The sequence below is a fragment of the Marvinbryantia sp. genome, assembly GCF_047017445.1.
Lineage (GTDB): Bacteria > Bacillota > Clostridia > Lachnospirales > Lachnospiraceae > Marvinbryantia.
Map to the genome: position 1 here is coordinate 327,448 of NZ_JBKXTT010000001.1, position 15,045 is coordinate 342,492.

At 47.8% G+C, this 15,045-nt stretch carries 8 protein-coding genes and 1 riboswitch; of the genes, 1 reads left to right on the plus strand and 7 read right to left on the minus strand.

The annotated features are described in order from the left end of the window. Positions 1 to 521: 521 nt before the first annotated feature. Entirely contained in the window at positions 522 to 956 is a 435-nt protein-coding gene (locus tag ACLU9Q_RS01430) for a hypothetical protein (RefSeq protein ID WP_296839088.1), read from the plus strand. A gap of 284 nt (positions 957 to 1,240) precedes the next feature. Here the strand turns inward: ACLU9Q_RS01430 and ACLU9Q_RS01435 are convergent, their stop codons facing one another. From ACLU9Q_RS01435 to ACLU9Q_RS01465, 7 genes are all read right to left on the minus strand, one after another. Next, positions 1,241 to 1,888 (minus strand): ECF transporter S component, encoded by a 648-nt coding sequence (locus ACLU9Q_RS01435; protein ID WP_412624573.1) that lies wholly within the window; start codon positions 1,886 to 1,888, stop codon positions 1,241 to 1,243. Positions 1,889 to 2,037: 149 nt separating this feature from the next. Then, positions 2,038 to 2,155, minus strand: a riboswitch (FMN riboswitch). A 209-nt stretch (positions 2,156 to 2,364) separates the two neighbouring features. After that, positions 2,365 to 5,904 (minus strand): pyruvate:ferredoxin (flavodoxin) oxidoreductase, encoded by a 3,540-nt coding sequence (gene nifJ / locus ACLU9Q_RS01440; RefSeq protein WP_296907870.1) that lies wholly within the window; start codon positions 5,902 to 5,904, stop codon positions 2,365 to 2,367. 270 nt (positions 5,905 to 6,174) lie between these two features. Continuing rightward, positions 6,175 to 7,932 (minus strand): WG repeat-containing protein, encoded by a 1,758-nt coding sequence (locus ACLU9Q_RS01445; RefSeq protein WP_412624574.1) that lies wholly within the window; start codon positions 7,930 to 7,932, stop codon positions 6,175 to 6,177. A gap of 226 nt (positions 7,933 to 8,158) precedes the next feature. Then, positions 8,159 to 8,860 (minus strand): zinc ribbon domain-containing protein, encoded by a 702-nt coding sequence (locus ACLU9Q_RS01450; protein ID WP_296839890.1) that lies wholly within the window; start codon positions 8,858 to 8,860, stop codon positions 8,159 to 8,161. A 23-nt stretch (positions 8,861 to 8,883) separates the two neighbouring features. Beyond that, positions 8,884 to 10,083, minus strand: coding sequence for a transglutaminase domain-containing protein (locus ACLU9Q_RS01455; RefSeq protein ID WP_296839892.1), 1,200 nt, complete (start codon positions 10,081 to 10,083; stop codon positions 8,884 to 8,886). Between the two features lie 203 nt (positions 10,084 to 10,286). Next, positions 10,287 to 11,861, minus strand: coding sequence for a hypothetical protein (locus tag ACLU9Q_RS01460; RefSeq protein WP_412624575.1), 1,575 nt, complete (start codon positions 11,859 to 11,861; stop codon positions 10,287 to 10,289). A 193-nt stretch (positions 11,862 to 12,054) separates the two neighbouring features. Continuing rightward, positions 12,055 to 15,024 carry a tetratricopeptide repeat protein gene (locus tag ACLU9Q_RS01465; protein WP_412624576.1) on the minus strand — a complete coding sequence of 990 codons (2,970 nt, stop codon included), beginning with the start codon at positions 15,022 to 15,024 and terminating at the stop codon, positions 12,055 to 12,057. Positions 15,025 to 15,045: the final 21 nt, after the last annotated feature.

Consider the following 15,045-nt stretch of genomic DNA (forward strand, 5'->3'; position numbering starts at 1 on the left):
GTCTTTTTTGCACCACACCGGATTCAGATGCGCGATTGACGCAGGGTATTTTTATACAAAACAAATACATATAGTTGTCCTTATTATAGGCATTTTTTCTGTTTTTGGGAAGTCTTATCTCCTGTCGTGTACGATTCCCGACGCGCCGCAATGTGACATCCTATTCATTCGCGTTCTTTTTCCTCGCACGAACCATTATTTTTGTCGTGGATTCTTTTTATCGAGTCGTAAAATGCCAAAAATGTATTTTCCGAAACCGTTTATTCATTTTCCGGCAATTTGACAGAAATCCTATTCCATGTCATAATTGTTTTTGACGATATGCGTGAGTTTTCTGCGGATTTTTCTGCACGGTATCCGGAAAATGCGGTTTTCGGACGGCTGCGGACAAATTCTGAGACGCGCATGAAAAATTTAAAAGAAGCACGTTCGCCTGTCCGTACACCGGCGCGCAGCGCGCCCGCTGCTCTCTTTTAAGCTGTATTCCTAATCTAAGAATCGAGAGGGAAAGGAGTTTTCTTATGACAAACACACAAAAAGCCCCCGTAAAAAAAGCGCTCGGCTTTTATGTCGGCATTATCGCCGCGGTTCTTTGCGCTGTATCCGCTTTTATGTACGGGACAAAATTCAGTTCTATCACATATAAGGAAAAAATTTATGATTCAAACATCTGCCTTCTTCTTGGTATCACCGCAGGCGTCGCTATCGTGATGCTGCTGATCAATAAGATCGCGGCATACGCTCCGGTAGTGCTCTGCGCAGGCAGCGGCATCGCATTTCTGATGTTCATCCGCATGATGATCTGGCCGATCTCCGATACCATTTACGGAATCGAGCCGTTCCAGCACATGAACGAGATTTACATCTGTGCGGCGCTCCTGGTACTCAGCTTCCTGTTTTCAGAGATCTCTCTGTATATGAAGAAGACAAAAGAAGCGAAGCCGAAGGCAGCTTAACAAACGCCAAATAACATCCTAAAAATATGCAGAAAAAGCTGACGCCTGTTGTCAGCTTTTTTTGTTGCTATGCATCCAAAGAACTCTGCCAGTGGCAACTCCTGCAGGTATGCATTCGGGGACTGCGCCGGGCGTTCTCCGGAATCCGCTCCGAAGTGCGGCAACCCGGCTTCCATGTATGCAGACATTCTTTATTACCGTAGTTACTGCTTCCCCGATAGATAAGAAAAAGCATACCATATACGGGCAGTGATTTTTTAGCTTTATCAGATTTTTTCTATATTTTAGAATATGCCATTAAGTGACAAAATCAGCAATATGCAAGTTATAATTATGAGGAAAGCAACTAATATCACACCAATATTTATGCGAGCTTTTTCCGTTGCCTTATTTTGTTCTACCAGACCGGAATATCTCAGTGCCGTAATAACAGGTTTGTAAAGAAGCATCGTAATAGCCGCATTTAGTCCTCCTTTGATGAAATTGAAAGGAAGAAATGCCGGAAGCAACAGTCTGACAACTTCTTCCCTTGGATAACCCATATAAATCGGAGTAATCAGATAATTCCAAAGCAGCATTACGCAGACCATACAGCCCCAACCGCAAAGAATTCCGATAATTGCGCCAGATAGTCTGTGTTTTCTTTTATAGATAAATGCTGCTGTACATGCAAAAGAACAGCTTGAAATAATATTCATTATAAATCCCAGAACACCGTTTTCACTAATTGTAAACATTTCTATTAATGACACGATAAACGCAATAACAAATGAAGTAAACGGACCAAAAATCAATCCGCTTATCGCTATAACAATATCTTTCGGGTCGTATTTCAGAAAAAGAATAAGTGGAATACGACCGGCAACTACTGCCACATATGCAATGGCACATAACATACCTACGGTTGAAATTTCTTTTGTTTTACGCTTCATTTTAATACCTCCTAAAAAATAACACCTAAAAGCAATAAAATGCCTTTAGGTGTTAATTTTTTCGGTGTATTGAGAACGTCATCAGAGCAAACCATAAATCAATCGACAGAAAAAGAGTGCATAAAAATAGGATTACCCTATCGTTTTCAACACACCTTCTTCAAATCCAGACTATACTGTCGGTTTTGGACTTTCACCAAATCAGCATTTTTTACGCTCGCGGACTTTACCGCCGATCGGGAATTTCACCCTGCCCTGAAGACATTATTACTATTCAGTTATTGTAGCTGATAATTGATTTATCAACTTTTACTAAGTATAGAACGCTTTTTCTCCATTGTCAATAATAATCTTTGACCTTTCCAAAGGAAAAAGGCAGAACGGCACAGCCTTTCGGCCATGCCGCCCTGCGGAATTAAAACTGCATTCTTATGGGTGTATGCGCATATGCGCCGGTCCCCATAAATTATCTGAATTTACTCTTTGTCTGCTGCATGCAGTCCAACCAGTTTGTTCAGATATGCATATCTTTCTTCGTTGCACTTCTGGTTCTTTGCGAAGAGTCTTGCAGCTCTTTCCGGATTAGCACGCTTCAGAGAATTGTAACGTACCTCGCCGTTGAGGAATTCTTCGTATCCGGTGTAATCCGGAGCCTTGGAATCCAGGGTGAACTTGTTCTCTGCCTGCGGATTGAAGCGGAACAGATGCCAGTAACCAGTCTTTACAGCCAGCTCTTCCTCGGTCTGAGCCTTGCTCATGCCCTTCTTGATACCATGGTTGATACACGGAGCGTAAGCGATGATCAGTGACGGTCCCGGATAAGCCTCTGCCTCTGCAAGAGCCTTAACGGTCTGGTTGTAATCAGCACCCATAGCGATCTGTGCTACGTATACATAGCCGTAGGACATAGCGATGGAAGCCATATCTTTCTTCTTCACTTCTTTACCTGCAGCAGCGAACTGTGCGATAGCACCCGGCTGTGTAGCCTTGGAAGCCTGTCCGCCTGTGTTGGAGTAAACCTCGGTATCGAATACCATTACGTTGATGTCCATGCCGCTTGCAAGAACGTGGTCAACGCCGCCGAATCCGATATCGTATGCCCATCCGTCGCCGCCGAAGATCCACTGAGATTTCTTAGCGAGGAAGTCTTTGTTCTTCAGAACCTCCTGGCAGTCGTCGCATCCGCATGCCTCGCATGCTGCAACAAGCTTGTCAGTAGCTACGCTGTTTGCGCCGCCTACGCTGAAGGTATCCAGCCATTCCTGTGCAGCAGCCTTTACGTCTTCGCCGCAGCAGTCGCAGTCAAGCAGAGCCTGTACCTTTACTTTCAGGCCGTCACGGAGCGCTTTCTGAGCCAGCAGCATACCATAACCGAATTCTGCGTTATCCTCGAACAGAGAGTTGGACCATGCCGGACCCTGTCCCTTAGCGTTTACAGTGTACGGTGTGGACGGTGAAGAGTTACCCCAGATAGAGGAGCATCCTGTTGCGTTTGCAACATACATTCTGTCACCGAACAGCTGGGTGATCAGTTTTGCATACGGTGTCTCGCCACAGCCTGCGCATGCGCCAGAGAATTCAAGCAGCGGCTGTTTAAACTGAGAACCTTTTACGGTATTTTCTTTGAATTTCTCTACAACATCTGTCTTGATCGGCAGCTCTACGCCGTAGTCGAAGTACTTCTGGCTTGCTGCGTTTGCTTCCATGTTTTCCATGGTGAGCGCCTTTGCACCCTTCTTGCCCGGGCAGACATTTGCGCAGGAGCCGCATCCGGTACAGTCATAAGCGGATACTACCATAGCGAACTTGTAGCCAGCCATACCAGTCATCGGCAGAGTCTTCATGCCTTCCGGAGCTGCAGCCGCTTCCTCTTCTGTCAGAGCGATCGGACGGATAACAGCGTGCGGGCAGACATAAGAACATCTGTTACACTGGATACAGTTTTCCGGATTCCAAACCGGGATATCTACTGCGATGCCGCGCTTCTCGAATGCAGCAGCGCCGGACGGTGTGGAACCATCCACGTAATCCTTGAATGCAGATACCGGCAGGTTGTTTCCTTCCTGTGCGTTTACAGCGTGCTGTACGGTATTTACGAAATCAACAACATCCTGTCTCTTTCCGGTAACATCCTTTGCGATGATATCTTCCTCTGCAGCATCCTTCCAGCTTTCCGGAACGGTGATCTCAACAACCTGCTTTGCGCCGGCGTCGATCGCATCGTAGTTCATCTGAACGATCGCGTCACCCTTACGTCCGTAGGTAGCCTTTGCAGCAGCCTTCATGAGGTCGATTGCCTGCTCCTCCGGAATGATGTTCGCCAGTTTGAAGAATGCGGACTGCAGAACAGTGTTGATACGCTGTCCAAGACCAATCTCCTTACCGATCTTAATACCATCAATTACATAGAATTTGATGTTGTGGTTTGCGATAAAGCTCTTAACCTGTCCCGGAAGATGCTTCTCGATACCTTCCATATCCCACGGGCAGTTCAGAAGGAATGTACCGCCGTCTACCAGCTCCTGTACCATGTTGTACTTACGTACATAGGACGGGTTGTGGCATGCAACGAAGTTTGCCTTATGAATAAGGTAGGTAGATTTAATCGGCTTCTTACCAAAACGAAGGTGGGACATTGTAACACCGCCGGACTTCTTGGAGTCATAATCGAAGTAAGCCTGTGCGTACATATCGGTGTTGTCGCCGATGATCTTGATGGAGTTCTTATTAGCACCTACGGTACCGTCTGCGCCCAGACCCCAGAATTTGCAGTTGATGGTTCCTTCCGGTGTGGTAACGAGCGGAGCGCCCAGTTCCAGAGACAGGTTGGTAACATCATCTACGATACCAAGGGTGAATTTCTGCTTTGTGGTGTTGTTATATACTGCAACGATCTGTGCCGGTGTGGTATCCTTGGAACCAAGGCCATAACGTCCTGTGAATACCGGAACAGAATCAAATTTGGAGCCCTTCAGAGCTGCAACAACGTCCAAGAACAGCGGCTCGCCCATAGCGCCCGGCTCTTTTGTTCTGTCGAGAACAGTGATCTGCTTCACGGTCTCCGGGATAGCTGCGATCAGAGCCTCTGCGCTGAACGGTCTGTAAAGACGAACCTTTACAACGCCGACCTTCTCGCCTGCTGCCATCAGGTAGTCGATGGTCTCTTCGATGGTATCACATACGGAACCCATTGCTACGATAACTTTTTCAGCATCCTCTGCGCCGTAGTAGTTGAACAGCTTGTAGTTTGTGCCGATCTTAGCGTTTACTTTGTCCATGTATTCCTGTACGATTGCCGGCATAGCATCATAGTACGGGTTACATGCTTCACGAGCCTGGAAGAAGATATCCGGGTTCTGTGCAGAACCTCTCTGGCACGGATGATTCGGATTCAGCGCATGTTTTCTGAATGCATCAACTGCATCCATATCTACCATATCTTTCAGATCTTCGTAATCCCATGTCTCGATCTTCTGGATCTCGTGAGATGTACGGAAACCATCGAAGAAGTTGATGAACGGGATACGTCCCTTGATCGCTGCACAGTGTGCAACCGGTGTAAGGTCCATAACTTCCTGTACGGAAGATTCGCACAGCATAGCCGCACCTGTCTGACGACATGCGTAAACGTCGGAGTGATCTCCGAAGATGGAAAGCGCATGGCTTGCGATCGCACGAGCGGATACGTTGAATACGCCCGGAAGCTGCTCACCAGCGATTTTGTACAGGTTCGGGATCATCAGAAGAAGACCCTGAGAAGCTGTGTAGGTAGTTGTCAGAGCACCTGCTGACAGGGAACCGTGTACAGCGCCTGCTGCACCTGCCTCGGACTGCATCTCTGTAACCTGAACTTCCTGGCCAAAGATGTTCTTTCTGCCCTGGGTTGCCCATTCGTCTGTAGCTTCAGCCATAACAGATGACGGGGTGATCGGGAAGATAGCCGCCACATCACTGTATGCATAAGAAGCATGAGCTGCAGCATGGTTACCATCCATGGTTTTCATTTTTCTTGCCATTTTTGATATTCCTCCTTATTTTTTTGAATCCCAAAGGATTCATTGTTTCATATGTGTACCATATGACACGAAGCCCGTGCCCTGCACGCCCGGCAGCGCCCGAAGCTTCTCATATGGATTTATCATATCACAAATCTGGCAACTTGTCTATTTTCCCTTGCGCAAAAAATAAAAATTCTTGTACTTTTCACGATACAAAAAAGCCGTGCACAGCACATGAAGCTGCACGGCTCTTTTGTTCGGCGTGCAGACGCACGTCCGCAACATTTTTTACAGCAGCGCAGTCACGCTCGTAATGACTCCTTTGATGCCTGCCGCATCTGTCCCCTCTGTTTCCAGCATCTCAAGCACATTATCCAGCAAGATCACCGCTGCTTCATTCTGGTCGCCGATCGCGGCTGCAGCCTGCTGAACAAGAATTTTTACGGATGTCCGTATTTCGGCACTGTCATTGTCAAGAAGAGTCGCTGCGCTCTCCAGAAGCGCTTTAGCGGAACCTGTGTCTCCGGTTTCTTCCGCCGGCGCTTCCGTTTCCGCTGCCGCCGTGGTTTCTTCCGCCGATGCTTCTGTTTCCGCTGCCGCCGCGGTCTCTTCCGCCGGCGCTTCTGTTTCCGCTGCCGCTGCGGTCTCTTGCGCCGGCGCTTCTGTTTCCGCTGCCGCCGCAGTCTCTTCCGTCGGCGCTTCTGTTTCCGCTGCCGCTGTGGTTTCTTCCGCCAGTGCTTCTGTTTCTGCACCCGGAAGCTTATAAATCTCAACTATACCGTCGCTGTAATCAGCATCCACAAGCACATATTTTCCGTCGCCGGAGATCACAATGTCATCATTTTCACACGGAATAATCTCATTGCCATGCCAGTCGATCATACCTTCGTTATATTCGGCATCCTCTGTTCTGTAATAGAAGCCGCTTCCATTCTGCAGCGGGACGATCCTCTCATATCCCTCTACCACTGTTTCTGTTCCGTCCGCAGCAAGAAGCCGTTCATTTCCTTCCAGATCCGTCAGAATAGCCGTAACACCGTTCACCTCTACCGCACTTTCTGAATATTTCGGTTCCATGGTCGTATTTCCCTGACTATCTATATATCCAAATTTTCCGTCCTGTACCACAGCGAAATAGCCGTTTGCATTATAGCCATAGCCTGCTCCGTATTCATTGACATAGGGCAGGTAAAACAGGCTCTCAACATCATCGTAAACCGGCTCGACGACCACATTGCCCTGCCCGTCGATCAGTCCTCTTTTATCGTCGCTGTACACCTCAGCATACCCATACCTGAAATCTCCAATCATACTGAACGACGGTTCTGTCACGATATTTCCCTGTGCATCCTTCACGCCGTACTTCCCATCCTCACGGTAAACAACCAGTTTGACATTTGCTTCCGGCTCTGCATAAATATCCCCGACATCCGAAGCTACTTTCTGAAAGGAAGCATCATAGGTATCCACAGTACCGGTTGCCCGATCCTGAATGTTAATATAGGAACCGTATGCCTTTACATCCATAATATTTTCTCTCGGAAGCGTAGCAAGGCAGGTTGCTGCTCCGTCCGCCACATGGTAAACATCCACCGTATCGATCAGGTAGTAAGCCTCGTCACCCCAGAGATTTTCATAATCGTACTGATCGGCAGTTGCTTCCTTCAGCGTAATACCCAGCGTCCACTCGTCATTCAGCACATTGATGTCTCCATATTTTGTCGGGATCATCTCCTGACCGTTCTGATTTAATGCGCCGGTATTGTTAAGCTCTTCGTTATTTTGATTTACAATAATCATTCCATACTCATTTTCCGTCGTTCTTCTATAAATCTCCTCTGACTTTACCTGTCCGTCCATAGAGGTAAGATAATAGCCGGAATTGCCCTCCATGATCAACAGGTTAGAGCCGTTCACAAATCTGCCCGTCCCCGCCACTTCATATGCCTTTTCCAGTGATATCTCCGCACTCGCCGTCAAGGACAATGCCGCTGCTGCTCCAACTGCAAAAACAGTCATCATCGCGCACTTTCTGTTCCCTCTCATTTTCCTTTTCCTCCTATCCTTTTTATGTCATCCAAAGCTGACGCTTCCCCAACTGTCAGCTTTTTATCATACCATACTTTCAGTAATTTTTCTATTATATTCACGCATTTGTTCGTTCTTTTTCGGTACTCGCCGCTATAAATGCAATTACACATACAAATGTGGTACCGAGTATTTTGCCAGCTTTTTTTTAATTTAGCAGTCCCCCCCGGTCCTTCATATCACCTCATCGTGTCCTATGTTTGTATTCCTTCTGTCTTGCCGCATCAAATCCCAACAGAACCTGCGGATTTTTTGTGTGAATAAGCGCAGCAAGCGCCTTTATTTCCTCGCTTCCTGCATTATTGCTCAGTTTTAATTTGCAGAAGGATCCTATTTTTCCCTTATTATCGCCAATCATTGCTTCTGACATGATCGGGATAAACAAATAGCTTACCCTATGCCGGTAAACCCATCCGATATCCCTGTACCGGAAGAAACGGCCGGAGCCTTTTCCAAAAACATAGTTTTCACTATAACGGACCTTCCCGTCAAGTATAGGCGAGGAAGCGGCAAATTCCCGAAGCATTTCTTCATAGGCACCCGACGTGCACATGGCAGAAATGCCTTTGCTTACACGGCTTCTGCCTATCGCCCACGGTATCCCAAAGCAGATTGCCACGCCCCCGTAGATAAATGCTCCCTGCGGCAATATGAATAAACAGGCTATTGTAAGACCGCACATCACAATAAAAATATTCCGCGCTATATATGGCGTCACATACTTCTTAAAGGCTTTTTCATCAATCTGCTGATCCGACTGCCGCTGCTGTGGCTGCGTATTGTTTCGGGATGTCTTCTGCGCGGCGTTACTAACCTGTGCTGCGCCGCAATGGTTGCAAAATTTTGCATTTTCCGGAATCTGCTTCCCGCAATTCTGACAAAACATTCTGCTTGTTCCTCCTTCATTCGTTAATAGAAATCCAATTGATATTCCATATAAAAATATTCGTCATACGGACACAACGGATAGTATTGATACTGAAAGTTCATGCCTGACCAGCCGGAACTGCCGATATAATCCGCCACCGGATAAATCAGACTATATTGGTACTCGTCACCGGAAAGATTTTCTATCTGCTCTATGGTATCACTGCCCTTTACAAGAAAGGTGAGACGGTGGTCCCCAATTCCTCTGTTTATCGCCTGCGTATAAAGAAAATCGAAAAACGATTCGACAGAATCTATCATATGTGTACCGTCAAGTCCTAACTGACCTATTACATCATATTCCCACTCTGTCCCGTACAGCGCCTGATAACTCACATCGTCAGCATCGCACGCCGGCAGCAGCATTCCCTCTCCTGTTCTTAACCGTCCAAGACCGCTTTCAACCTCAAAGATAATTTGCGCATCCAATGTATTGAAATACTCATAGGCTATATAAGACGGATATTTGTCTGCTTCATTATAAAAATCATCCCATGTAACATCACAATTATAATAATTCCCATTGATTTTTATCAGATTCCATGCATGATAGACCCAGTCTCTTTCTTCCATACTGTAAAGTGTACCCACACAAAAATAGCAGGGAACGCCCCGTTTCATCATCAGATATTGAAACGCACGCGTATAACCAGAACATACCGTTCTATTTTCAACAAAAACGCTGTAAATGTTTTGATCATATGCACCCGACTGATAGGTTGTATTTTTGCACAGATAATCATGAAAAAATCTCTCTGCCTCTATATCAGAAAGACCGTCCGCTTCCTGCAATACTCTGTCGGCAGCATCCTCCACCAGCGCCCGATTATGCTCCAGATCCTGGGCGAGGATATTATATCCAATCTCTATTTTCAAAACCTTCTCTGTATCGCCGCCGCATGTAAAAAGGCAATCGTTTGACTCGTACCAGAATAACTGAGGCTGATCGTACGATATGTAATGTAAAATATTGCTGACAGTCGATCTGCGTAATTCGTAAGAGGGAACTATCTCCTTTTCTCCATTTTCAATACCGGCTAATATTTCTTCATATACTACTTTTTCCCGGTCTGGCAGCAGGGCGTAAAAAGGAAACATCTCCCCGTCCAGCCCTTCCGGCTGTTTGTTTTGTATATTTGCGGTCTGCTGCAATCCGTCAAAAATTGCTCTTCTGTTTGCCATAACAGATGCTGCTGCAGCCATTGCCGCAAGTATCATCACAGCTTTCAGCTTTTCACAAAACCTGCTTATAATCTGCTCCTCCTTCTATCTTGCATTTCCGTCTGGCTTGCCGTTTCATTTTGATTCTTCTAAATACAATTTCTACTTTTTCTTAATGTTCTTATTCTTAACGCCAGAGGAATGCGATGCAGTTCCTTTTGGTCTTACTCTCTGGTCGACCATCCATTCTGTCCTGTCAGAGCAAAGCCCTGATCCAGCAAAGACTGCCCGCATTCCTCCGCCAGCAGGAATCCGCTTTGTACGGGGAGTCCCAGACACTCCGCAACAAATGCAGCCGCATCCGGATTCCCTTCATCCAGACACTGAAAATCCAGCCACACCCAGAAATAGTCCTCTTGATATTCTTCTTCCCCAATGCTGATGGAAACAAGCTCCGACCAGTCACTTTGTCTGATTTTTTCTGTCATCATCACATAACTTGTCACCAGATCTTCATATCCGTCCACGCTGGAATTTAAATTCACATCCACAGTCACCCTGGACACAAAAGCAGAATCTTCTTCGCTCTGCAAACCAACCCTGCAATAATCGTAGCCCGAATCCGAATATTTAATTTCAAAATCCCTGCCTTCCCATCCCCAGACGCCTCCATCGTCAAGACCAAAACCTGCTCTCACTGTACGCGACGCTGTAAGATAATCTATTTCTCCCGCTTCCATTTCAATTTCCAGAAGCGATGTCGCCAGCTCCGCCACATAAGGGTCTTTATCCAGACAACTGAAAACAAAATCCACCCTGTATCCGCCGGATGCAGCATCCTCTGCTATGATGATCAGGGAAGAGTTTTCGCGATACATGTAGCCGCCCGCTTTCAGTTCCTCCAGACGCATCTCTGCCGCCTGAGCGGCGTTTACGAAGCTGCTTCCATCCGGAATGTCCGTACTGTAAATGTGACCGCGGATCAGATTCACCCTACTGTTCAGAAAATCAAAGGTGATCCACGAAACTCCCGCGCTGCCCTCATGCCAGTCGGTCGACTCTCCCGGATACGCCTCCGTACTGCTTTCCGCTCCTATACTGTTTTCCGTCTCCGCGCTGCTTTCCTCTTTCTCCAAATCCATTGAAAAATCCGGCACGTCATAGGTCGTCTCCAGTAAGGTATAACCAAAGCCAAGCATAGCCTCCCCGGCTTTGTCAATCGTTATTCTGCCGTTGTCAGCCTCAAATCCGATAAAGGCTGCCGCCAGCTCCGCCACGTCCGTATGCTCCTCCAAAGATGCAAATTCAAACGTCTCGCTGTAATCATAGCTTTCAGTATTTTCTGTCACTATCACAAAGGAGGCATCGCTTACGCCCATTTCTTCCAGTAAATCCGATGCAATTTCGGCATCTTCTCTGAGTCCGTCCAGGTAGCTTACATCCACCGCCGCTGCATCATACACCGTGATTGCTCCGGAAACTGTATCGACAATTCCGTCCTCTCCATAAAAAAACTTCGTATATGTGCGGCCTGTATCGCCCTCCATGACAAACGTTTTGCATTCGTTTTCCTTTTCCTGGGTATCAAAGGTAAAACTGTCCGGTACATCAAAAGCTTTCGCCTGTGTGAAGTTACCGGCTCCGGTAACAGTGTATACCGTCACAAATGCCGCTGCAACTGCAGCGATTTGAGTGACACCCCTGCGAATCCCGTTTCCTTTGGGCTTTTGTGGAGCGCAAGCCGTATACTTTTCCGGGATCTCTTGCCCGCAATTTCTGCAAAGCATGTTTCTCTTCATGTTTCTCTTTCCTCCTGTTATCCTGCTTTTATGGCATTCGAAGCTGGCGCTTCTCTGGCTGCCAGTTCTTTATAAATACCATACTTCCGGCACTTTTCCTATTGCCTGCGTGTACTTCGTTCTTTTTGTGCACAAACCTGCGTCTTTTGTGTACGCTTTTATCCCTCCGGGCACTCTTCCAGCCGGTTACTGTTCACTCCGTTCTCAGTAACTGCAGACGCTCCTTTGCCTCCCTCGTCATCTCATGCTCCGTTCCAAATGCCTGCTCCATATAGCCGACAGCCTCCGTAAGCCAGCGCCGTTCCTCTTCCCGGTCCCCGAGCTCATGAAAGATCCGTGCCAGATTATCGCAGACCTGCGCAGTAATCGGGATGTCGCGGTTCTCCGTATCCGAGATCAGCTCCCCGTACACTTCTGTAAGGTATACGCGCGCCTCCACAAGCTTTCCCATTTTCATTTTCAAATAACCGACATTATTTTTTGCGCGCCGGACCATGCCCTTTGTTGCCGTATACCGGTCATAAATAGCAAGGGCTTCCTCCGTATAGAAAAGAGCTTTTTCATACTGCCCCATGCGGCAGAGAGAAAATCCCAGGGCATAGCTTACATATGCCGTCTCCGTGTGATTTTCCCCGTAATAAGCGCGGGCGTACTCTCGCGCAGCTTCCAGGGATGCAACCGCGCTCTCATCCTGCGCTCTGGTAAGCTCAGCCATTCCCCTCCAGTAAAAGAACTGATACTGCCAGAGAATATCCTCCTCCCCGATGCCCGCACAGAGCTCCTCCTGCGCTTTCCGGAACATCTCCCACTGTTCTGTAAAAAAATAATAGCGGCCCTTTTGCATGAGAATTTCTCTGACCATCTCCGCATCCGGCTCCGGCGGCAAAAGACTCTCGCTCCTCTTTATCCAGCAGGGGATCTCTTCGAAATCGTTCTTCTCCAGAAGAATCTTTATGATATAACGTGAGATTTCCAATTTCAGTCCTGCATCCTGTATTTTTTCCCAGAACACTCTGCACTGTTCCAGAGCCTTCTGAAACTTTCCGTCGTGGATCAATGTCCTGATATAAGCCACATAAAAATGCTCCGCCAATTCTTTCCCCTGTATGGCATTTGCAGCATCCTCTTCAAGCTCTGCCAATATACATTCGTATTCCTCTGCAGACGCTCCAAGATCATATGCCTCCAGAATCAGACACCGGAGCCGCCATGCAAAAGGCAGATCCGGATATTCCTGCCGGAAACGTGCAAGCCGCCGGAACATATCTCCGGAAAATCCGTATATCCGACCAACCGCTTCGATAGCCAGCAGCAAAATTCCAATCTGACGCTGAGTGCGTCTGCCGGTCTGCATTTTCTTCTCATAATACAATAAAATGCGGCAGATTTCTCCGATCTGAGGTACCTTTGCAAACGCATCCGCAAGCATCCCGCCCTCAAGATACTTTGTTAAAACATCCGGACATGTCTCTCCCTGGCCTTCCGTTCCCTCCAAAAGAGCCGTCATCTGTTCCAGTACCCGCTCAAAGAAGCATTCCTTCCGTCCCGGTCCGCGGTTTTCCAGGCACTCTGCTATAAAGGGGTGCATGGAAAATCCATTTTCTGATTTTTCAAGGAACCCCTGCCAGCACAGCATCCCGAGCCGTCTTTCTATCTGTGCCGCGCTTTCCGTCTGTTCCATAAAGTATTTCCACAGAAAGCTTCCGGAATAAGCACGGTAGGGTAATCTCGTGTAGATATCCAGTACCTGCCGGTCCTTCCCGCTTAAATGATCGAGCTGATACACGCGCTCATAAACCTGTCTAAGAAACACCGACGCCGCCTTTTCCTCCCGGAAAGCCAGCGCGCTGCCTCTCATAAACCGATCTCTCAGCTCTTCCGGGCTCCAGTTGCCGGAGCCGGCGGTCCTGCCTAAGAAGCGCAGCGTCAGCGGGTGCCGGCTCCCCTCATGCTCCAGCATCTGCAGAAGCGCCACCTGGCTTTCCTTCGTCAGCATTTTTCCGTAATGATCCCGGAAGATCAGACTGCCGGCCTCGGCGCTGAGACTTTTGATCTCGAAGGTGGTGAATCCGGGCAGCTCCCTCACCCGGGAGGTTGCAAAGATCGTTGCGGGCAGACTGCAAAGCTCCTTCACTCCCTCATCCTTTGCGGCAGTGTGGTCTATATTATCAATGAAGATCAGCACGCGTTTATTTTCAAGAAGACGGATGCGCGCTAATATTTCCTTAAAGTTTTTGTTCAGATCCGTATGTCCTGTTTCTGCAAAGGCGGCGACAAAGCTCATCGCCATGCTGTTTTCCCAGGAAATGAGGGCCGCCATATCGCAGAGATTCTCCTCCGCGCAAAGACGCAAAAGCTGACGCAGCAGTTCTGTCTTGCCGATGCCTCCCATACCGGAAATAAGATAGTGACCGCCGGTGAGCGCCATCTGTCGGAGTTCGAATAATTCCTGCTCCCGCCCAAAGAAATGCTGACTCGGCAGAGGACTCCTTCCCAGCTCTCCCGTCTGCTTTGTCAGAAATCTGATATACTTTTTTCTTTTTTCAGAAAGCAGCTCCACTTCCACTGTCTCCGCAGAAAAAGAGGCGAGGCAGGTCTGTTCTCTAAGCCTTCCCATCCGACTCCCTGCCAGAGCAAATACGGTGAGCAGCGTCAGCATCCATGCGCTGTACTGTAAGCCACGCTCCTCATCCAGCCCCTCATCCCCAATGCTTTTATAAACGCTTTGAAAGTACCGGCTCAATTCCTGATCGAAATACGGATCCTCCTCCAGGCAGTTCAGATACGCTTTCAGCTTCCACAAAAAAGCTTTCCGGGAAAATTCTCTTTCTTTAAGGAAATCCGCGAAAAGCTCCTGCTGACGCTTTAAGGCCCGGGGCGTAAGAAGTCTGACACATTCCTCCTCGTAATTACCGTAAGCGGGCCGGGTGCCGGTGCGGTTGATCACCGGGGAAATGTGGCGGTTCCGTTTTCCCTCAGAACGCCAGATCATTTTTCCGTATTGTCCGGTGCGAAAATCTTCCGCCAGATAAGTCTGCCAGAATTTTACAAGCGTCAGCCCGCGCCGGTTCTTCTCGCTGAACACCGCCTCCGAGTACACCGGAAAATCCTGTACCGCAAACAAACGGTATATATTTTTCAGAGAAAGCAGCATTTTGCCCATAAAAATCCTCCTGATCCTGGC

Bases quoted from the DNA above. Each gene is read 5' to 3' on its own strand.
- ACLU9Q_RS01430 (WP_296839088.1), top strand. From the start codon at position 522: ATGACAAACACACAAAAAGCCCCCGTAAAAAAAGCGCTCGGCTTTTAT.
- ACLU9Q_RS01435 (WP_412624573.1), bottom strand. From the start codon at position 1,888: ATGAAGCGTAAAACAAAAGAAATTTCAACCGTAGGTATGTTATGTGCC.
- nifJ (WP_296907870.1), bottom strand. From the start codon at position 5,904: ATGGCAAGAAAAATGAAAACCATGGATGGTAACCATGCTGCAGCTCAT.
- ACLU9Q_RS01445 (WP_412624574.1), bottom strand. From the start codon at position 7,932: ATGAGAGGGAACAGAAAGTGCGCGATGATGACTGTTTTTGCAGTTGGA.
- ACLU9Q_RS01450 (WP_296839890.1), bottom strand. From the start codon at position 8,860: ATGTTTTGTCAGAATTGCGGGAAGCAGATTCCGGAAAATGCAAAATTT.
- ACLU9Q_RS01455 (WP_296839892.1), bottom strand. From the start codon at position 10,083: ATGGCAAACAGAAGAGCAATTTTTGACGGATTGCAGCAGACCGCAAAT.
- ACLU9Q_RS01460 (WP_412624575.1), bottom strand. From the start codon at position 11,861: ATGAAGAGAAACATGCTTTGCAGAAATTGCGGGCAAGAGATCCCGGAA.
- ACLU9Q_RS01465 (WP_412624576.1), bottom strand. From the start codon at position 15,024: ATGGGCAAAATGCTGCTTTCTCTGAAAAATATATACCGTTTGTTTGCG.